Below are 20,532 nucleotides of genomic sequence, written 5' to 3'. Positions count from 1 at the left end.
AGCTTTGTAGTGCGACAGGCGGCGATGTAGCGCTGTGCTAGACGAGCAGCTCTGCAATCTGGATGGTGTTGAGAGCAGCGCCCTTGCGGAGGTTATCGCCGGCGACAACGAGCACGAGGCCCTTGTTATCGTCCACCGTCTGGTCCTGGCGGATGCGGCCAACCAAGGACTCGTCGATGCCGGTGGCGGCGAGCGGAGTGGGGACGTCGGCAAGCGTAACGCCCGGAGCGCCACCCAAGAGCTCGGTGGCCTGCTCTGGGGTGATGGGCTTATCGAACTCGGCGTGAATGGTCAGGGTGTGGCCGGTGAAGACGGGGATGCGCACGCAGGTGCCCGCTACCTTGAGTTCCGGAATGTCCAGGATCTTGCGGGATTCGTTGCGCAGCTTTTGTTCCTCGTCGGTCTCCAGGGAGCCATCATCAACGAGGTTTCCGGCCATCGGCAGGGCGTTATAGGCGATAGGTGCCACGTACGGCCCAAAGTCTTCGTCATCAATCGCGGAGCCGTCGTGGACCAATCCCACATTGTGCTCACCGACGGAATATACCTGCGCGGCCAGCGCCTGCACGCCGGCCAGACCGGAGCCAGACACCGCCTGGTAGGAGGACACGTGAAGCTTATTCAGGCCAGCGGCATCGTGGAGGACCTTCAGCACTGGCATGGCAGCCATGGTGGTGCAGTTCGGGTTCGCGATGATGCCCTTCGGGGTGTTCTTGGCTGCCTCGGGGTTGACCTCGGAAACGATGAGGGGAACCTCTGGGTCCTTGCGGTAGGCCGAGGAATTATCCACCACGGTCGCGCCGGCTGCGGCGAATACCGGGGCCCACTGCTTGGAGGTGGAGCCACCGGCGGAGAACAAGGCAATATCAACGTCTGCAACGGATTGCTCGGTAACCTCAGCGAGGTCTTCTACGGTAATCTGCTCGCCGCGGAATTCCAGTTCGGTGCCGGCGGAGCGAGACGAGGCGAAAAAGCGCACCTTATCCGCCGGGAAATTGCGTTCTTCCAAGATGGAGCGCATAACGCGGCCGACCTGGCCGGTAGCGCCTACGACTGCAACAGTGGTCATGACTTAAAAATCCTCTGTAGTTGCTTTTGGGTATTTAACGTCCGGTTCCAGCATAAACCGTGGCTTCTTCTTCGCCACCAAGCTGGAACTTATCGTGCAGCGCACGAGCGGCCTTATCCAGGTCAGCCTCGCGGGTGAGCACGGAGATGCGGATTTCGGAGGTGGAGATGAGCTCCATATTGACGTCGACGTCGCGCAGGGCCTCGGTAAACTCGGCGGTCACGCCCGGGTGGGACTTCATGCCGGCGCCGACGAGGGAGACCTTGCCCACCTGGTCGTCGTAAAGCACATTGGCCCAGCCGCCTTCGGACTTCAGCTTGGTCAACAGCTCCATGGCGCGCGGGCCGTCGGCACGCGGGCAGGTGAAGGTGATATCGGTGGTGCCATCCTCCAGGGAGGAGACGTTTTGCAAGACCATGTCGATATTGATCTCCGCATCGGCAATGACACGGAAAACCTTCGCTGCCTCCCCTGGGCGGTCCGGGATTCCAAGGACGGTGACCTTTGCCTCGGACTTATCGGTTGCTACACCAGTGAGTACTGCTTCTTCCACAGGAATATCCTCCATCGATCCGGTCACTAGGGTGCCGGGGTCATTTGAATAAGACGAGCGAACTCGCAAGGGTACATTGAACGCGCGGGCGTACTCCACGCTGCGCAGAACCAAAATCTTGGAACCTACCGCGGCCATCTCCAGCATCTCCTCAAAGGAGAGCTTGTCTAGCTTCTGCGCGTCCGGGACGATGCGCGGGTCTGCGGTATACACGCCATCGACATCGGAATAAATCTCACACACGTCCGCATTCAGCGCGGCGGCTAGCGCCACCGCGGTGGTATCGGAACCACCGCGGCCCAGCGTGGTGACATCGCGCGATTCCTTATTAACTCCCTGGAATCCGGCGACGATGCAGATCTTGCCCTCATCCAGCGCTTCAGTCAGGCGGCCTGGGGTAACGTCCACGATGCGGGCATTGCCGTGGCGCTCGGTGGTGAGCACGCCGGCCTGGGAGCCGGTAAAGGACTGAGCATGGGCACCCAGAGATTCCACGGCCATGGCCACCAGCGCATTGGAGATGCGCTCGCCCGCGGTCAGCAGCATGTCCATTTCGCGCCGTGGTGGCACGGGGTTGACCTGGGCGGCAAGGTCGAGCAACTCATCGGTGGTATCGCCCATGGCGGAGCACACCACAACGACGTCGTTGCCCTGCTTCTTGGTGGCCACGATGCGCTCCGCAACGGCGCGAATGCGGTCTGCGGATTCGAGGGATGAGCCGCCATATTTTTGCACGATCAGGGCCACGGTGAGGATGCCGCCTTTCGTCTTTCCAGGCATTTCCGGAGTGTGCGTTCGCGCGCGTCCAGAAATATCTGTCGGTCATTAGTCAAATACCCATGCTACCCCGCAGGGGTCTAGTCCTCATCATAATTCCTAGACAATGCTTGCTTTTTATTCACACGCCCGAGCGTAAAGCGCGCCATGCGCCGGCCGCCCCCCATGGAGAAAAACGCGCGCCATACAGCGCAGAATATGCATATAACAGGAATCTTTACTACCGTTGAGCGGGTGTTAAGCAACCTCCTCGCCATCTTTTTCGCGCTCGCATCCGCGCTGACGGTTGCTTGGGGCACAGTCATCCGCCACCGCATCGCCCTTGACGCCGATGATTCGGTCATGCGCGCCGCCATGTCTAACCCCTTGTGGTGGGTGGGCACCGCGGCCGCGATTGGCGCCTACGGCCTGCAGGTTATCGCGCTCGGCTTCGGCACCTTGCTGGTCGTCCAGCCCATCTTGGTGCTGTCCTTGATGTTTACCCTGCCGCTATCGGCGTGGTACTCCGGCCGCAAGATGCCCTTCCACGAAGTTTTCTGGTCCATTGCGCTGACCATCGCGGTGGGCATCATGGTCATCTACGGCCGACCGGTTGCCGGCAATCCCCGCCCAGAATGGAGCGATTGGTGGCCGGCGCTCCTCGTGGGGTTGACCACCCTCGCAATCCTCGGCGCGGCGGCCGCAAAGCTACCGGATCAGCGCCCCCTGGCATTGGGCACGGCCTGCGGCGTTATCTATGGCTTCGTCGCCCTGCTCTCGAAGGCCGTGGTGGATATTTTCACCCACGAAGGCCTCACCACCCTGCTGGCCAGCTGGCAGTTCTACGGCCTCATCGGCCTCGCGCTCACCGGCACGGTGGTACAGCAATATTCCTTCAACGCCGGCCCCCTGGCCCATTCCCTGCCGGCCATGACCATCTTTGAACCCATCGTGGCCTTCGGCTTGGGATACATGGTGCTGGGAGAGAAATTCCTCATCGATACGGCCGTCGGTTGGGCAATTATGCTCATCGCCCTGACCGTCATGGTGCTATCCACCATCGTGCTCTCCCGCAGCCCGGTGAGCCAGCGCGGCTAGATGGCCCACTCAAATACGCCGAGCATATAGGCCGAAAACCACGCGCCAAACAGGGCCCAGGCAATAACCGCCACGCTTGCCGACGCCCCCTTTTTCACCCACGGCAACAACACGATCACCGCCGGCAGGAGCAGCCGGGGCCGCGAGTGCATGATGCCATCAGAAAGCAGCACATTGGCCATGAGGACGGCGGAAAATAGCCAGGCCGCCAGCGGCAGGCGGCGCCACGCCAGCACCAGGCATACCGGGGCAGCGATCATTACGCCGGCGCTAAGCAGGTAGCCGCCATTGGTGGCCCCGGTGAGCGTCTCCCACAGCCACACCACCGTGGCTTTGCCGCCATCAAAGCCGGAATTCCAATGTTCCTTCTGGATACCAAAGTAACCGCCGACATCTTTCAAATGGCTGCTCGACCACCACAAATACCCCACCAGCGGCACGACCGAAAACGCCACCGCGGCCCAGGCTCGCCAGTCCTTTCGGGCCCGCAGCAGCACCATAAGCCCAAAGACCGCAACAAGGTCCACCGCGGTAAGGCGCACGAGCCCGGCCACAAAGATATACGCCGCGGCGGCCCACCAGCGCTCGCCCACCAGCGCCACCACCGCCCAGATAGCCAGTGCCCCGAAAAGCGCCTCGGTATACGGCATAGAAAACACGATGGACATCGGCGCGCTGGTTACCACTACGGCGCTGAGCACCTGGGCCCACTTCCCCATGCCCATCTGCGCGGCCAGGGCCATCACCCCGGCGGCCAGCGCAATGCTAAAGAGCACGTTAAGCGCAATAGCGGTGCCGGCCTCGCCGGTTCCCAGGATGCCGCTTACCGCGCGCACCAGGAAGGGAAAGCCCGGGAAGAAGGCCATGGTCGTCTCATGGACCGGCCCATCCGTTGAGATATCCGCACCGAAGTAACCGCCGCGGGCGATTTCTACGTAGTGCTTGGCGTCCCACTTATTAAGCAGTCCCCAGAGCTTATCGTCCTGCACGGCGGCCACCGCCGCGAGCACGCCCACGCGCACTGCGGCTCCGATGAGCGCAACGAGCGCAGCAGGCGCCCACAAGTAGCGCAGTAAGGACGACGAGTTGGACACGGCATTGCGGGCGGTAGACACGAAAGGCATAGTACCGCACCGCCGTCGCGTCTCATTGAATGAAATCTCTTGCCACATAGTGAGAGAGCCTGTAGTGTGACCGATATGGCACAGCGGATTGACCTACTCCTTATCTGCCGCGGCGGGATTTCGGCCTAAATACTGGCCAGCGCCCCGTCGCGGAGTCCGGCTACCCAAGCCCAGCTGGCCGTCTCCCCATAGACACCACAGACAAGGAAACCGCACCACCATGTCCCCCACTGACTCTTTCATCAGCGCCCCTCGCGATATCACCACCCCGAACGGCCCACGCCGCGAAGGACAGCCCGCATGGAATAAGCAGCGCGGCTCCGCCATGCCCCACGAGCGCTACCAACCCTTCGCCCTCGAGGTGGAAGACATCGACCTGGCGGACCGCACGTGGCCCAGCAAGAAGATCACGAACGCCCCACAGTGGTGCGCGGTGGATCTGCGCGATGGCAACCAAGCGCTGATTGATCCCATGAGCCCAGAGCGCAAACACCGCATGTTCGACCTGCTGGTCAAGATGGGCTACAAGGAAATCGAGGTCGGCTTCCCGTCCGCCTCCCAAACGGATTTCAACTTCGTCCGCGAAATCATCGAGGGCAATAAGATTCCCGATGACGTCACCATCCAGGTGCTAGTCCAAGCGCGCGAACGCCTCATCCGCCGCACCTTTGAGGCCTGCGAGGGCGCCAAGAACGTCATCGTGCACTTCTATAACTCCACCTCGAAGCTGCAGCGCCGTGTGGTCTTCCGCAAGGACAAGCCCGCCATCAAGAAGCTGGCTACCGACGCCGCCGCACTCATCAAATCCATCGCCGCGGACTACCCAGACACCACGTGGCGCTGGGAGTACTCCCCCGAATCCTTCACCGGCACCGAGCTGGACTTCGCCCGCGAGGTCTGCGATGAAGTAGTAGAGATCATGGATCCCTCCCCGGATAACCCCATGATCATCAACCTGCCGTCCACCGTGGAGATGATCTCGCCCAATATCTACGCCGATTCCATCGAGTGGATGCACCGCAACCTGGCCCGCCGCGAGGACATCGTGCTCTCGCTGCACCCGCACAATGACCGCGGCGAGGGAATCGCCGCCGCCGAGCTGGGCTTTATGGCCGGCGCGGACCGCATCGAGGGCTGCCTGTTTGGCAACGGCGAGCGCACCGGCAACGTCGATCTCGTCACTTTGGGCCTGAACATGCTCACCCAGGGCGTGGACCCGCAGATCGATTTTTCTGATCTGCCGCAGATTCGCGAAACCGTTGAATACTGCAACCAGCTGCGCGTGCCGGAGCGCCACCCCTATGGCGGCGAGTTGGTCTTTACCGCCTTTTCCGGTTCCCACCAAGACGCCATCAACAAGGGCTTGGATGCGCTGGCAACCACCATCCGCCCCGGCACGAACAATACCGAGGTCTCGTGGGAAGAACTGCGCGCAGCCATCTGGGAGGTTCCCTACCTGCCTATCGATCCGAAGGACGTGGGCCGCGACTACCAGGCGGTCATCCGCGTCAACTCCCAGTCCGGCAAGGGCGGCGTTGCCTACATCATGAAGACCGACCACGGCATCAATATGCCGCGCGCCATGCAAGCGGAATTTTCCACCGTGGTGCAAGAAATCACCGACTCCGAGGGCGGCGAGGTCAATTCCAAGAATATGTGGGACATCTTCGCCACCGAATTCCTTGATCGCGAGACCCCGCTGGCTGTGGAGGCCTTCCACATGGACAACTCCCCGGCCGCTGACGGTGACGTCGCCGTGACCGCCACGGTTGCCTTCCGCGGGGAAAAATCCACCGTCTCCGGCACCGGCAACGGCCCCATCGCGGCGTATGCCAACGCGCTGGAATCCCTGGGCATCGACTTCGAGGTCATGGAATACTCCCAGCAGTCCCGCTCCGCCGGCGACGACGCTGAGGCCGCCTGTTATATCGCCGCCGACGTCAACCAGAACAAGGTCTGGGGAGCAGGCATCGCCGGATCCACCACGCGGGCTTCCATCAACGCGATTAACTCCGCCGTCAACCGCGCCTTGGCCTAAGCCCAGCCGCCGGTGCTACACACCAGCGCCGCGCCCCGGCGTGGTAGAAGGGTGGGTATGCCTTCTTCTACCTACCTCATTCCGCACCGCGGCTTGGGCGCCGTGCAGGCCCTGCCCATCTATGGTGCGCAGACGAAGGAAAACCAGGAATTCACCGTCACCTTGGCGCCCCGCCAGGACGGTGGCCTGGAGGTGCGCACCGACTCCCCCATCGGGCACATCACCAGCGCAGACCGCGCCGAATACCCCGAGATAGATCTGCTCTTTCGCGCCGGGCTCACCCCTGCGGCCACCGCCGCGCCGCAGCCCGATGGATCCCTATCCCTGCTGTTGCCTCGGCCGGGCCTCTGCCTGCCGGCCAATAACCCGCCAGCCGGCCCGTGGACGATGCTGGGCTATGCCCCGCCCATCAACATCACCGACCTGCCCGCGGATTTGGATATCCCCGCCCACGCCCGCATGCACGTATTGGTGACGCTTTCACCCAGCACCACCGGCTCCGGCGCCGATGCTTATTTGGGCCCGCAGTGGGTGGGGCGGCTGGAAGGGGTGGACGTCGCCAAGCAGGGCATAACCCTAGCCCACGCCTACCATGCGCCGCGCAGCACTGGCCGGGTGCTCAGCATCTATGCGGGAGCGCCGCTGCCGGATTCAAAGGAAGCCTCGCTTGCCGACGCCACCCCTACCTCCCCCGCCGCCACCGAAACCTTCGAAACCACGAGCTTCCGCGCCGTCAACGTCGATGACTCCGCACCGCGCCGTCAGTGGCGGCCTGCCCTCATTGCCCTACTGATGATTGCAGCGCTTATCGCCGTACTTATTTTCATCCTGTAGAAACTTTTGCTCAGGACAACGCCCCTTATTCACCGGCAGGGGAAATTGGAAATGGCCCAAGTCAACGCCTAAAATGCAGTGTTACTATTCCCCCGTATCGAAAGACCCCAATGACTTCGCTGGATTCCGCCACCTACGTGGTCCCCGACCACGGTTTTGGCGTGATCCATAATCTGCCCGTCGGGGATGTTCCGCCAGAAGTTTTCAGCGAATTGCTCGAGTCCACCGCCGCGGAAGGCGGTTACTTCTCCGCGGAGCTCGGTCCCCGCACCGCCCAGGAAGGCTTCGCGGTGTGGATCGGCGATTCTCTCCTTGGCCGCCTCAGCGCCGCTGACTCCCAGGCCTACGCCCTCTTTGACTGGATTCTCAGCGCCGGCCTACGCCCGCACACCACCGCCCATGTGAGCATGACGGACGCCTCCGGCAAAGAATGGCCCACGCTCAACCTGCTCCTGCCGGCACCGCACCTGTGCATCCCCGCCAATAACCCGCCGGCGCAGCGCTGGACCATGCTGCCCGGCGAGACCACCGCCACGATGACGGAATTTTCCAAGGACGTCACCGGCTTTCCGCAAACCGACGAGCACTATCTCGTCTCTTTGCACACCCGCGGTTTCCTGCGTCGAAATACCGTTGATGTCTATGTCAATAGCACCTTCTTAGGCTCCCTCCCGCGAGACGCCGCCCGCGAGATTGCCCCCGCCGTCCTCGACTGCACCAAGACCGGCCGCCTCGCCATTGCCCACGGCTACTTCCACTACAACGCCGATGACCGCCCCGCGCTGACCATCTACGCGCACAACGCCGCCAATAAGCACCACGCCGGCCTAGTTTTGGGCGTTGTCGCCGGTGGTGCCGCCGTCATGTCCGCAGCCACCGCAGCCCGCGCACAGGCCGCATCCGCTGTTCCCGGCGGCACTACTGCCGGTGCCACCACCGCCGGCGCTTCCGCAACCAGCGGTTTCAGTGTCACCTCTGCAGCCGGTGCTGCTGGCGCTTCCGGTGCCGTGACCTCGAACCTGCTGGCCGCAGCCGGCGTCGCCGTGCTCGTTGGTGGCGGTGCCACCGTGGCCACCAACCTACTGAGCGACGACGAAGCCCTTTCGGACTCCAACGCGCATTCCACCGCTCCTGCTCCGAAAGGCAACCATTCTTCCCACTTCGACGGCAATGGCCCCAAGCGCCCCGCGCACCCCGCCACGCCGCGCATCTACGATGCCGACCCCACCAGCGGTACCTCGGCTCCGCCCCCGCTTGCCGACGCCCCCTCCTCTCCAACACCGCACCGCCCCACCTTCACTTCGCAGACCACGAAAAAGCCCAGCGCGACGCACTCTCCCCACGCTGACCGTGCCCAGACCCACGCCCCTGCCTCCGACAACCGACGTGGCCACCACAGCGAACCCCGCGGCGGCCACCACGGCGAGGATTCCCAGTCAATTTCCCGCGCCGCCTCCGCCGCGGCTTCTGCCGCCATGGCCGCAGCCAATGACGTCGCCTCGGCCCCGGCCCCAGCCCCAGCACCGTCTCAGACCACGCCTGCCGCGACGCCATCCTCCAGCTCAGAACCCGCACCCCAGGTAGCGGCGGCCAAGACGCCGACCGCAACCTCCTCGTCCTCCCAGTCTGCAGAGCCTTCCCAGACCACGGAGTCTACGAAGAGCACGACATCTGCGGAGCCGTCCTCTGCGGCATCCTCGCCTGCCAAGCCGTCCGATCTGCCGACCTCAAGCACATCTACCTCGGAAAAGACAACTTCCGAGAAAACGACGACTGAAACCACCACCGCAGCCTCGACGGAAAAGCAGACCGCAGAGCCTTCCAGCTCCGCCACCAGTTCTGCCACGAGCGAGCCAACGTCTGAGCCGACCCAGGCTGCAGACTCGTCTACGTCTACCTCTGCGTCCTCTACGTCCACTTCGGCACAGCCCGAGCCCGAATCTTCAGAGCCTGCGTCCTCGGATTCAAAGCCCTCGGAGTCGACCGCACCTACGACGACGTCTCCGTTGCTGACCTCGGAGTCCGAGCCCGAGCCTAAGCCGGCGCCGGTTACCACCGCGCCAAGCACCACTATCGCAGGTTCCGAGCTCGAGCCGACGCCAGAGCCGGAGACTACTGCTCCTACGACGACGATCCCTGGCTCAGAAATCGACCCCACCCCCGAACCAGAGATCCCTGTAGAGCTCGAACCGGCGCTGCCTATGCCGTACCGCAGCGCACCGGATGGACCGGAGATGCCGCTGGTACCGTCCGAGCCGGAAGAGCCGGAAGAACCGGAGAAACCGGCAGAACCGGCAGAGCCCGCAGAGCCGGAGGAACCGGGGCGACCTGAGGAGCCCGAGGAGCCAACGACTCCGCCGAAGGTCATTGTCATCGTCGTCGAAAATTAAGCGGCGCGTCCTGTCCCCCTGCACGAAATGCGGGATACTACACTGAGTTTAATGAACAACACACCTGGCCCCTCCCCGCAGCACACGCCGGCGTCGGCCCCAGCGCCGTCGCCCGCGACGGTGGCTTCGCGCCACGCGGCCAGGTCCACAGCACCCAAACCGGGCGCAGAACAGCGACGCACTCGGCCGCGCCGCGCGGTGCGACCGTCCGGCGAACCAGACGCCGCAAAACCCAAGCCAAAACCGAAGCCGAAGCCGCACCCACCAGCCCATCACGAGCGACCTGCCGCGCCGGAGGCAGCTAACAAGAAGCCGCAGCAGCCGCAGCAGGCCGAATCATCCACCGATGCGGCCGACTACCCCTACGTGGCGCTGACCCTACAGACCACCGGCATCCACCCCAGCACCGGGCGCATCGTGACTATCGACGCCGTTGCTTTCAACGACGCCGGCGAACACGGCCAGCTCTTCCACGCCGTCCTCAAGCCCGATATCGACGCCGGACCGCGCCACCTCCACGGGCTGAGCACCACCGATATTGAGCAGGCACCAGCTTTTGGCAAGATCCTTAAATCGCTGGACAAGCTTATCGACGGCCGCACGCTCATCGTCCACGATCTCCCCTATACCTGGGGATTTATCGTTGCCGAGGCCCGCCGCGCCATGATGGCCGCCGCGCGCCAAAACCGGGCGCGCAACCGCGGCCGCAACAAGGGCCGCCGGCGCCGCCAAAAGGTCGGACACGTCCCCACGCCGGTGCGCATTATCGATACCTTGGCCACCTCCTATGCGCAGCAGGTGCGGTCGAATGATGTGCGGTTGGGGGGCGTCGCCAAGCAGAGCGGCCTGGACGCCACGCCGAAAGCCTCGGTGGAGCGCGCCGGCCGGCCCGAGCCAGAAACCTCCCGCGAGCAAACCGGGCTGCTCATCGCGCTCTACCGCCAGCAAGAAGGCGGCACGGTGCGCAGCTATGCGCCGGATGACGTGCGCGCCGATCGCTTCGGCCTGCAACGCTCCCACGTGCGCGTCGACGCCGCCGAGGCCCCCGTCCAGCACCACAACCCCGGCAAATACGAGCCAGGTAAGGAGCTGCGCCGCGGCATGGAAATCGTGGTCGCACCGGAAATCCTCGAGGACCCAGACACCATCATCGCCGCGCTCATGCGCGAAGAGCTCAACTATTCCGAGAAGCTTACCCGCGAATCCTCGCTGGTGGTCTGCAATGTCACCACGGACTTGGTGGGCAAACCCATGCACGCCCACCGCAAGGGCATCCCGCTGATGTCGGACGCCGCGTTTCTTGACGCCCTCACGCGCATCGAAGACGCCGAGCCCGAACCCGAATCCGCTAAACCAGCGCCGCGGGCCCACCGCTCGTCTCAGAGCAACAAAAAAGGCGGCGGCAAGAACAACAAGCGGCGCCGGCGCCGCGGCGGCCGCGGAGGTCGCGGCAGGGGCCGACGAAATTCTGGCGGCTCGGCGGGGAAAAAGAACGACTAGGCCGCCCGCCCGACTACCCTAGGGGACATGAGTTTTAGAGTCCCGGGTGCGTTGAAGAAGTTGCGCACCACCACCGCCACTACCGCCGCGAAGCTGGCCACCACCGCTTCCCGCGCCACCGGCCGTGGCGCCGGCGGCATGATCGGTGGTCTAATCGCCAATGCCATTGACCCTTCCATCATGACCAACCTGGGTGGTGGGCGCCCAGCCGTGCTGGTTACCGGCACCAACGGCAAGTCCACCACCACCCGCATGTTGGCCGCCGCGGTCCGCGCCGAGCACACCGTAGCCACCAACGACGGCGGCGACAACATGGACGCCGGCATCATCTCCGCGCTCATGGCCGGCAAAGACGCCTCGCACCTGGTCCTCGAGGTGGACGAGCTCCACGTGCCCCACGTAGCCGATAACCTCAACCCGCAGGCCCTAGTCCTGCTCAACCTCACCCGCGACCAGCTGGACCGCGTGGGCGAAATCAACAAGATTGAGCGCGCCCTGCGCGGCGCCGTGGAGGCTCACCCAGACATGCTCGTCATCGCCAATTGCGACGACGTGCTCATGACCTCCGTGGCCTATGACGCCAAGAATGTCATCTGGGTCTCGGCCGGCGCCGGCTGGCTCGGCGATTCCGTCACCTGCCCCCGCACCGGCGGGCACGTCGTGCGCACCGAGGATGACTGGTACGCCGTTAAGCCGCTTGCCGACGGCCGCGAATTCCGCCGGCCGCAGCCTACCTGGGGCGTCGATAAGCGGGGCATTATCACCCCCACCGCCAAGCGCCCGCTGAACCTGGCGCTGCCCGGCCGCGCGAACCGCGGCAACGCCGCCCAGGCCATCGCCGCGGCCGTGCAGGGCTTCGGCGTGGACCTCGATAAGGCCATTGCGGCCGCCGAGGGCATCGACGATGTCGCCGGCCGCTACTCCACCATCCACTGGAAGGGCCGCGAAATTCGCCTGCTGCTGGCCAAGAACCCGGCCGGCTGGCAGGAAGCGCTATCCATGGTGGATCGCAGCGCCGATGGCCTGGTCATCGCCACCAACGGCCAGGTGGCCGATGGCATCGACATGTCCTGGCTCTGGGACGTGAAATTCGAAGGCTTCAATGGCTTAAGCGTCAAGGCCGCCGGCGAGCGCGGCACCGACCTGGCCGTGCGCCTGGTCTACGCCGATATCTCCCACGAGCTCATCCCGGACCCAATGGACGCGCTCGCCGCCTGCCCGGAGGGCCGCATCGAGGTCCTCGCCAACTACACCGCCTTCCGCGATTTGAAGAAGGCGCTTTCCAAGGAGGCCACCAATGCTTAATATCGGCCTAGTGCTTCCCGACGTCCTCGGTACCTACGGCGACGACGGCAACGCCCTCGTCCTGCGCCAGCGCGCCCGCATGCGCGGCTTCGAGGCGGAGATTCACCCCATCCGCTTGGGCGAGCCCGTGCCCGAGACGCTGGATATCTACACCCTCGGCGGCGGCGAAGATACCGCGCAGATCCTGGCTGCGGACCACCTGATTTCCGATGGCGGCCTTACCCGCGCCGCTAACGCCGGCCGCCCCATCTTCGCCATTTGCGCCGGCCTGCAAGTCCTCGGCGAATCCTTCCGCGCCTCCGGCCGCATCGTCGACGGCGTCGGGCTACTCGACGCCACCACGGCTGGCATGCAGGACCGCGCCATCGGCGAGGTAGCCTCCGAGCCCACCCGCGCCGGTGTCACCGCGGACCTCACCGAGCCGCTGACCGGTTTTGAAAACCACCTAGGCGCCACCATCCTCGGCCCCTCCGCGCAGCCGCTCGGCACGCTCACCCGCGGCAATGGCAATGCCGACCAAGCCGCCACCGCCGATCTCAGCGACGGCTCCGCCCAGCGCACCTACGAAGGCGCCGTCCAAGGCAGCGTCATCGCCACCTATATGCACGGCCCGGCGCTGGCCCGAAACCCGCAGCTGGCGGATCTCCTCCTCGCCCAGGCCATGGGCGTGGCCCTCGCGGACCTCGAGCCGATTGAGATTCCGGCCGTCGACCGCCTGCGCGTCGAACGTTTCAACGCCTCCGAGCCCCCGCGCTCCCAAAGATAGGCTCAAACCTGTGGATAACTTCGCCCGGCGGCCGCGAAACCCCCGAGTTATCCACAGGCTCGGCCGCTTCCCCTTGTAGCGGCTTGCCCCCGCCCATAGGCTGCGGGGCATGACGTTATTGGAGCAGCTGGGCGACATCGCTAAGCGCGGCGTGGAACTTCTCGAAGAGGCCCACGCCGCCTCCAGCCTGCCCCTGCCCGCGGACCAAGCGCGCACCGTGCGCCGCACCGCCGCGGCCTTCCTCTCGCCCACCAGCCACTCGCGCTACCAATCCCGCGCCCTGGCCGCCGCGCGCCGCAACCAACACAGCCTGGAGACCCTCGCGCTCATCGCCCGCCGCTCGCGCGGCATTTCTGACCCCACCAAGCGCTGGCAATTCCGCGAGAAGCTATGCGCCACTGCCGGCACCACCGCGCAAGTCTCGCGCGCGGCGACCCGGCTGCTGCGCGAAATCAACCCGCCGCCCGAGCGCGAAGACGGCGGCCGCCGCATCATGCACGGCGAGAAAACTACCCTGAGTTTCACCGGCCCCGCCGCGCAGATGGCCGATATCTGGGCCGCCGCCAAATCCGACCCGCTGGCCTGGCTCACCGGTTCCCGCGCCGCCGCGCCCGCGACCGTGACCACCAATGTCATCATCGAGCTGCCGGATTACCTGAAAATCCTGGCCGGCGACGGCGACGACATCCGCCTCGCCATGACCAACGGCGCGACCATCACCGGCGCCGAACTCGTCCGCCGCACCCTAGCCGGCGCCGGCCTTTTCACGCTCATCCACCCCGAACGCGGCCCGGTCAACCTCTACCGCACCCGGCAGGCCTCCGCGAAGCAGCGCCGCATGCTCGAGGCTGAAGGCGCCCGCTGCGCCTGGCCCGCTTGCCGACGCCCCGCCTCCGAATGCCAAGCCCACCACCTCCTCGAATACTCCCGCGGCGGCCTCACCCACCCCGAAAACATGACGCTGCTGTGCCCGTATCACAACTCCATCAACGGGCTGCCGGGCCGCGGCCGCATGGCCCGCGTCAACGGCCGAATCGCCTGGCTTCCGCCCGCCAGCCGGCACAACGCTTCGCCTAGCAGCCCGCATAGCAGCATGCATAGCGGCCACAGCGGTATACACAGCAACGCGGAGAGCGGGGTGGCCAGCAGAGCGCACGGCCCGCCGGTATTCACCGGCCGCGCGCGAACCGGGCCCACGGCCGCCGTCCCCTAGCCCGCGCTTGCGGATTCCCCGCGTTAAATGGTCAGGCGGCCAGAAAGCGCGCGGGACAAGGTGAGTTCGTCCACGAACTCCAGATCGCCTCCGAGCGGCATGCCGGAGGCCAATCTGGTGATCTTCAAATCAGGGAAGTCGCGCAGCAACCGCACCAGGTATGCGGCGGTGGCCTCGCCCTCCGTATTGGGGTCGGTGGCGAGGATGACTTCGTGGATGGTGGGGGTGGCGTCGTAAAGCGGGGCTTCAGGGGTGGAATCCGCCAGCTCGCGGTCGGGCAGCACACCACCCAGGCGCTGCAGCAGCGTGGAAATATTCAAATCGCGCGGGCCCACATTCGCTAGCGGATCCAGCGCGCCACCCAAGACGTGGTAGCGGCCCTCATACTCTCCGGTGCGCTCGATGACCTGGATATCCTTCGGCTCTTCCACCACGCATATGGTCGAGGCGTCGCGCTGCGAATTAATGCAGATGCGGCAGACATCCTCGCGGGAAATATTGCAGCAGATGCGGCAGAAGGTCACGCCGTCGCGCACCGCGCCCAGCGCGTTCTGCAGCCGCTCGATGTCCTCGGGCTCCATGTGCAAAACGTGAAACGCGATGCGCTGCGCCGACTTCGGGCCGATGCCCGGCAGGCGCGAAAACTCGTCGATGAGGTCTTGCAGAGGTCCTTCAAACATCAATTACTCCCAAAATCAGCAAAAGGCCGCGGCCCCAACGCGGGGCAACGGCCTTTTATCGTATCGCGCGGACTACTGGTTGCCGCCGAAGACATCCTCAAAAGACGGGCCACCCTGGCCTCCCATGCCCTGGGACAGCGGGCCGATCTTCTCCTGTGCCAGGCGGCCGGCCGCAGCGTGGGCCTCCTTGAACGCGCCCATGACCAGGTCCTGCAGGGTGTCGACGTCCTCTGGGTCCACGACGGACTTATCGATCTGCAGGTCCACGAGCTCGGCGCCGCCGGTCATGGTCACCTTAACCAGGCCGTTGCCTGCCTGGCCCTCGACGTTGGTGGCGAGGATTTCTTCCTGCGCCTTCTGCAGGTCTGCCTGCACCTGCGCGGCCTGCGCGATGAGGTCGTTCATGTCATTTGCCTGCTGCATTGGGTCTTGGTCAGCCATGTCGTTTCCTTTCTAATTCAACTGTAAATTTCGCTACCGCCCGAGTGTACCCTGCTTGCCGATTAGGCACGCCGGGCGCCCAGCTCGCGCTCCAGCAGCTCCATAGCTACCTCGGTAGCGCTGCGATGATCCATCTCGCCGGTCGACTGCGCGGCCTCCATCATGTCGCGCTCTTCGTCGTCGCGGGTGTAGGCCGGCGGCTCCTCGGGCGGAGCGGCAAAGTCCGGCTCAGGCTCGGGCGGCAGCGGCACGCCGTTACTAAACTGCGATTCATCGCGTTGCTTGGCAGCCTGCGTCGCCCGTGCGATGCGTGAGCGCCACCCGGGGACGCTTTCCGGTTTACTCTCCGCCTCCTGGTCGTCGGCCGGCTCGCGCGCCGGCTGATTCGGCGTCCACGCTTCCTTGCGCTGCGGCGGCCGCGGGGCATCGAAACCGGCGGTCTTCGGGTCGGTGCCCACCACACAGGTCACGGCCACATCGCGCTGGAACTCCTCCTTGAGCACCTCCACGATGACGGCGTTATTGGCGGGCGCGTTGATGCGCTCGGCCAGCGCGCCGGTGGTGTGCCCCAGCGTCAGGGTGCCATCGCGGAAGCCAAGCACGCGGGCTTCAGCCAGCATGATTTCGGCCACCTTATTCCGCTTTCCGACGCTCCCCCTCAACGCCACCCATTTCTCCCTCACGGCCTCTGCGAAGTCACCCGCCGGCTCCTCCGCCGCTTGCGGCTGCGCCATTTCCGACGCCTTCTCTGCGCCAGACTCCGCCCCAGATTCCGGCTTGGTTTCCTGGACAGATTCCTCTGCACGGGCCGGCACGGGCTTCTCCAGTGGCTCGCGCTGCTCCTCCTGGGCCGGCCTTGAGTGCGGTGCCTCGCTCTGTGCTGGCTGCGCCGGCTGCGCCGATTGCTGCTCGGGCACGTCCGCTTGCGGGATTTGCCGCTCACGCTGCCACGGGTCTCCAGCCTCTTGCTGTTGCGGTTGCGGCTGCGACTCTTGGTTCTGAGGCTTCTGCGTGCGTTGCGCCTCGGCGGCCGCCGGCTGCTCGGGTTGCGCCTTCGGTTGCGATTCCGGTTGGGACGGGGCCTGCGGCTGCGGCTGCGGCTGAGCGGCCGGTGCTGAGGTTGGAGCAGAAGACGGGGCAGAAGCCTGCTGCTCCTGGGACTTGGCGCGGCGGCGAGCGATGATGGCAGCAGCGGCGGACTGGGGGTCTTGAGCACTGGCGACGGCAGAGTTGGCCGCGGGAGCACCGCCCGGGGTCGCAGGGCCAGCCGGCGCGGGCGAGACCGCGGCAGCATTGGCAGCGGGGGCGGGGGCGGGAGCCGCTGCGGGTGCCGGCGCGGCAGCAGCGGGGCCGGTGGACCCGATAAGCAGATGCGCGCACATGATTTCCAGCAGCAGGCGCGGTGAAGTCGCACCGGTGAGGTCGCTGATGCGGTCGTTGACCGTGGAGGCCAGGTAAGTCAGCTGCGGGCCGGAAAAGCGCTGCGCCTGGGCGGTGAGCACGGAGGCGCGGTCGGTGGGCGCGGAGACGAGGCCGGCCTCGATGGCGCCGGGCACGGCCTGCAGAATCATCAAATCGCGCAAACGGTCGAGCAAATCGACGGCGAAGCGGCGCGGATCGTGGCCGGCCTCGATGACGTGGTCGACCATCGCGAAGAGGCCGGGTTTGTCTTGGTTGGCGAGGGTTTCGATGGCGTCGTCAAGCAGCGAGACATCGGTGACGCCCAACAGCGGCCGGGCAAGGTCATAGGTCAGGCCATCGGGCCCGGCGCCGGCTAGCAGCTGGTCCAGCAGAGACAAAGTATCGCGCGGGGAACCGCCGCCCGCCTCAATGACCATGGGGTACACGGCGTCCTCGACCTGTACGCCCTCAGCCGCAACGGTGCGCTGCAGCAGGCCCTTCATGGCCGGCGGGGTCAGCAGGCGGAAGGGATAGTGGTGGGTACGCGAGCGAATGGTGCCGATGATTTTCTCCGGCTCCGTGGTCGCGAAGATGAAAATGACGTGCTCGGGCGGCTCCTCCACCACCTTGAGCAGCGCGTTCGCACCGGAGGGCGAAATCATATGCGCCTCGTCAATAATGAAGATGCGGTAGCGCGATTCGGCCGGCGCGTAGTAGGCGCGGTCGCGCAGCTCGCGCATGTCCTCCACGCCGTTGTGCGAGGCGGCGTCGAGCTCCGTCACGTCCAGGTTGCCGGGACCGCCGGGGGCGAGGGAGACGCAGGAATCGCACTTGCCACACGGCGTCGAGGTCGGCCCGTGCTCGCAGTTGAGCGAGCGGGCCATAATCCGCGCCGAGGAGGTCTTGCCGCAGCCGCGCGGGCCGGAAAAGAGGTAGGCGTGGTTGATGCGCCCTGCATCAAGGGCGGCGGATAGCGGCGTGGTGACCTGCTCTTGGCCCACGACCTCCGCGAACGTTGCTGGACGATATTTCCGGTATAAAGCCACGGTTAGCCAGTTTACCGGCTAACCCTCGCGCGACCAGTCCAGCAGGTCAATGCCCTGCTCGGCCACCGCCTCCTGCAGCTTGCCGACGCCCTCTTCTACCCCAAACGCATATTCCGAATCCGTCAGCATGACTAGCTGCAAGATGAGGGTCAGGCGGCCCTCCTCCCGAAACTGCGGGGTCTGCCCGCCCCACAGGTACGGCGCGATGAACAGGCCGTGGTGCACGGTGACGTCAGGGACATCGAGGATGGACGGCAGCATCACGCCCGGCTGCGCCGGCAGCAGGCCGCCGGCCTTTTCAAAGGTGTCAGCCGCGGCGTTGATGGCGGCGGCCACCTCGGGCTGCCCGGTGCGCGCCACCGTGAGCAGCTCGCAGCGCACATCGGTGCCGTCGTCCTGGTTTTGAAGGCCGGTGTCGGTGGTGTTGAAGGTGGTGGTGAGGGCGAGCGATTGGGCGTCGGCAAGCGAGGCAAGGCCCAGCCGGCGCTTATCGACGTAGCGGAACTCCAGCGGCGCCGGGATAAGCTCGCTCAGCCACAGGGCAGACTCGTCGGCGTTGATTTTAGGCCCCCAGCTTCTCCACGGCGGCGAGCAGGACGCAGGTGGCGACGCCGTCCATCGCGGCCTCGACCTCTTCCTGCGGCGGCAGGGTTGGGGCGAGGCGGATATTGCGGTCATTGTCGTCCTGGCCATAAGGGTAGGCGGATCCGGCCTGGGTGAGCAGGATGCCGGCATCGCGCGCCAGCTCCCAGACGCGGTTGGCGGTGCCGTCGACGACGTCGAGGGAGATGAAGTAGCCGCCCTTCGGGTTGGTCCACTGCGCCACCTCATACTCGCCAAGGCGCTTTTCTAGGATGCGCAGCACGGCATCGAACTTGGGCTTAATCAGCGCTGCGTGGCGGCGCATCACCGCGCGCACGCCCTCGGCAGAGCCGAAGAACTCGTGGTGCGCCAGCTGGTTAATCTTATTGGGGCCGATGCCGCGGATGCCCGCGTGCTCCAGGTACCACTCGAGGTTGTCCTCCGAGGTGCCGAAGAAGCCCACGCCCGCGCCCGCGAAGGTGATCTTCGAGGTCGAAGACATAGCCCAGAAGCGGTTCGGGTGGCCTTCCTCCGCAGCGATATCCAGAATCGGCAGGATTTCCGGGAAGTCCTCGGTCAGGGTGTGCACCGCGTAGGCGTTATCCCACACGATGCGGAAATCCGGCGCGCCGGCCTCCATGCGGGCGAGGCGGCGGGCCTTGTCTTCAGAAATCACGGCGCCGGTGGGGTTAGCGAACATCGGCACTACCCACATGCCCTTGACTGCCGGATCCGCTACCAGCTTTTCGACGGCCTCTACATCCGGCCCGTCCTCCTCCATTGGCACTGTAACCAGCTCGAAGCCGAACTGCTCCGTGATGGCAAAGTGACGGTCGTAGCCCGGCACCGGGCAAATCCACTTGAGCTTTTCTTCCTTGCTCCACGGCTTCGCGGAATCATTGGTGCCGAAGAGAAACGCCCAAGAGATCAGGTCGAACATGATGTTCAGCGAGGACGAGTCTGCGGCCACGAGCAGCTCTGGGTCCATGTTGGTCAGCTTGCCCCAGATATCGCGCAGTTCTTTGATGCCCTTTTGGTTGCCGTAGTTACGCAGGTCGTTTCCGGCCGCATCGGTGTAATGGCCCGGGCCGGGCAGCGCCAGCAAATCATTGGAGAGGTCCAGCTGTGCCTTGGCCGGCTTTCCGCGGGTCAGGTCCAATTTCAGGCCCTTAGCCTTAAGGTCCTCGTAGTCCTTACGGACTTGGGCGGCGAGCTCCGCGAGTTCGGACGATTCCAAAGTAAGAAGCGACATGCGTATGTCTACCTTCCATGTATAGGGCGACTTTTAGCCCCCAATAGTAACGCACGCCATACAAAAAGGGGACCCCGCGCACCCGCCAGAGCCTCCTGACCCTTGCTGCATTCCTGCCCTGGGGGAGTTCAGAGGATGGACGCCACGCGGAATCCTGCCTCATACTCTAACGCCCGCGCGCCGGTTTAGCCAAATGAGCCTCCGGCCGCACGGGCCGCCACCGCCCGCAGGCGCGCGACCCAAGGACCATCCGACACAAAACCACTTTAGATCGCTGAAAATGGCCGCTGACCTGGCGATTGGTAAAATAATTGCCACGGCTGCTAATGTTTCTTCTCGGAGGATTCGACTAGCGGCCTATGTCACACGCCTGGAACGCGTGCGGGGTTCACGCCCCTCGTGGGTTCAAATCCCACATCCTCCGCCATTGTCATGAGTCGCGACATGTTTGACAGATGAGTCGCGACATCGTTAACAAACCGGC

The 20,532-nt window shown here is 64.9% G+C and carries 16 protein-coding genes, 1 tRNA gene and 1 other RNA gene; 9 read left to right on the top strand and 9 right to left on the bottom strand.

Features of this window, described 5'->3' with window-relative positions; translation table 11 throughout:
- Window positions 1-37: 37 nt before the first annotated feature.
- Window positions 38-1,069: an aspartate-semialdehyde dehydrogenase gene (locus MHY08_RS10230; protein WP_204610455.1), complete on the bottom strand. Its 1,032-nt coding sequence runs from the start codon at window positions 1,067-1,069 to the stop codon at window positions 38-40.
- Window positions 1,070-1,103: 34 nt separating this feature from the next.
- Complete coding sequence (locus MHY08_RS10225) at window positions 1,104-2,369, bottom strand: aspartate kinase (RefSeq protein ID WP_005323151.1); 1,266 nt, start codon at window positions 2,367-2,369, stop codon at window positions 1,104-1,106.
- Window positions 2,370-2,597: 228 nt separating this feature from the next.
- On the opposite strand from MHY08_RS10225, the gene MHY08_RS10220 reads away from it, so the two are divergent.
- Window positions 2,598-3,476 (top strand): DMT family transporter, encoded by an 879-nt coding sequence (locus MHY08_RS10220; protein ID WP_239229189.1) that lies wholly within the window; start codon window positions 2,598-2,600, stop codon window positions 3,474-3,476.
- Here MHY08_RS10220 and MHY08_RS10215 read toward each other — a convergent pair.
- Window positions 3,473-4,600 carry a mannosyltransferase family protein gene (locus tag MHY08_RS10215; protein WP_204610459.1) on the bottom strand — a complete coding sequence of 376 codons (1,128 nt, stop codon included), beginning with the start codon at window positions 4,598-4,600 and terminating at the stop codon, window positions 3,473-3,475. The two genes, MHY08_RS10220 and MHY08_RS10215, sit on opposite strands and share 4 nt — an antisense overlap.
- Before the next feature lie 220 nt (window positions 4,601-4,820).
- Between MHY08_RS10215 and leuA the strand changes: the two genes are divergently transcribed.
- The 7 genes from leuA (at window position 4,821) to MHY08_RS10180 (ending at window position 14,646) form a co-directional block, all read left to right on the top strand.
- Complete coding sequence (gene leuA / locus MHY08_RS10210; protein ID WP_239236556.1) at window positions 4,821-6,638, top strand: 2-isopropylmalate synthase; 1,818 nt, start codon at window positions 4,821-4,823, stop codon at window positions 6,636-6,638.
- Between the two features lie 57 nt (window positions 6,639-6,695).
- Entirely contained in the window at window positions 6,696-7,472 is a 777-nt protein-coding gene (locus MHY08_RS10205) for a hypothetical protein (protein ID WP_204610463.1), read from the top strand.
- Between the two features lie 110 nt (window positions 7,473-7,582).
- Entirely contained in the window at window positions 7,583-9,862 is a 2,280-nt protein-coding gene (locus tag MHY08_RS10200) for a hypothetical protein (protein WP_239236554.1), read from the top strand.
- 198 nt (window positions 9,863-10,060) lie between these two features.
- On the top strand, window positions 10,061-11,362 hold the full coding sequence (locus MHY08_RS10195; RefSeq protein ID WP_370658799.1) for a DNA polymerase III subunit epsilon: 1,302 nt from the start codon (window positions 10,061-10,063) through the stop codon (window positions 11,360-11,362).
- 27 nt (window positions 11,363-11,389) lie between these two features.
- Window positions 11,390-12,667 (top strand): MurT ligase domain-containing protein, encoded by a 1,278-nt coding sequence (locus MHY08_RS10190; RefSeq protein ID WP_150851661.1) that lies wholly within the window; start codon window positions 11,390-11,392, stop codon window positions 12,665-12,667.
- Window positions 12,660-13,433 (top strand): type 1 glutamine amidotransferase, encoded by a 774-nt coding sequence (locus tag MHY08_RS10185; protein ID WP_179387277.1) that lies wholly within the window; start codon window positions 12,660-12,662, stop codon window positions 13,431-13,433. The genes MHY08_RS10190 and MHY08_RS10185 overlap by 8 nt, the downstream gene beginning before the upstream one ends.
- A 109-nt stretch (window positions 13,434-13,542) precedes the next feature.
- The gene (locus tag MHY08_RS10180; RefSeq protein ID WP_239236551.1) at window positions 13,543-14,646 is read left to right on the top strand and encodes an HNH endonuclease signature motif containing protein; all 1,104 of its coding nucleotides are present in this window, start codon (window positions 13,543-13,545) and stop codon (window positions 14,644-14,646) included.
- A gap of 23 nt (window positions 14,647-14,669) precedes the next feature.
- Here MHY08_RS10180 and recR read toward each other — a convergent pair whose 3' ends face one another.
- The 6 genes from recR to ffs all read right to left on the bottom strand — a co-directional run bounded on the left by recR (window position 14,670) and on the right by ffs (window position 20,207).
- Complete coding sequence (gene recR, locus MHY08_RS10175; RefSeq protein ID WP_005323161.1) at window positions 14,670-15,326, bottom strand: recombination mediator RecR; 657 nt, start codon at window positions 15,324-15,326, stop codon at window positions 14,670-14,672.
- Window positions 15,327-15,398: 72 nt separating this feature from the next.
- Window positions 15,399-15,767: a YbaB/EbfC family nucleoid-associated protein gene (locus MHY08_RS10170; RefSeq protein WP_005327377.1), complete on the bottom strand. Its 369-nt coding sequence runs from the start codon at window positions 15,765-15,767 to the stop codon at window positions 15,399-15,401.
- Window positions 15,768-15,829: 62 nt separating this feature from the next.
- Window positions 15,830-18,214 (bottom strand): DNA polymerase III subunit gamma and tau, encoded by a 2,385-nt coding sequence (locus MHY08_RS10165; protein ID WP_239194349.1) that lies wholly within the window; start codon window positions 18,212-18,214, stop codon window positions 15,830-15,832.
- 18 nt (window positions 18,215-18,232) lie between these two features.
- Entirely contained in the window at window positions 18,233-18,892 is a 660-nt protein-coding gene (locus MHY08_RS10160; protein ID WP_239236550.1) for a suppressor of fused domain protein, read from the bottom strand.
- On the bottom strand, window positions 18,777-20,048 hold the full coding sequence (locus tag MHY08_RS10155) for an aminotransferase class I/II-fold pyridoxal phosphate-dependent enzyme (RefSeq protein ID WP_239236549.1): 1,272 nt from the start codon (window positions 20,046-20,048) through the stop codon (window positions 18,777-18,779). Before MHY08_RS10155 ends, MHY08_RS10160 begins: the two co-directional genes overlap by 116 nt.
- A 60-nt stretch (window positions 20,049-20,108) precedes the next feature.
- Window positions 20,109-20,207, bottom strand: an RNA gene (ffs, locus tag MHY08_RS10150) — signal recognition particle sRNA small type.
- A gap of 179 nt (window positions 20,208-20,386) precedes the next feature.
- Between ffs and MHY08_RS10145 the strand changes: the two genes are divergently transcribed.
- Window positions 20,387-20,475: transfer RNA gene (locus MHY08_RS10145), tRNA-Ser, on the top strand.
- Window positions 20,476-20,532: the final 57 nt, after the last annotated feature.

It is taken from the genome of Corynebacterium sp. ACRPJ, from assembly GCF_022347345.1.
Lineage (GTDB): Bacteria > Actinomycetota > Actinomycetes > Mycobacteriales > Mycobacteriaceae > Corynebacterium > Corynebacterium tuberculostearicum_D.
Note: the sequence above shows the minus strand (reverse complement) of the source record. Positions and strands in the feature narration are given on the sequence as shown.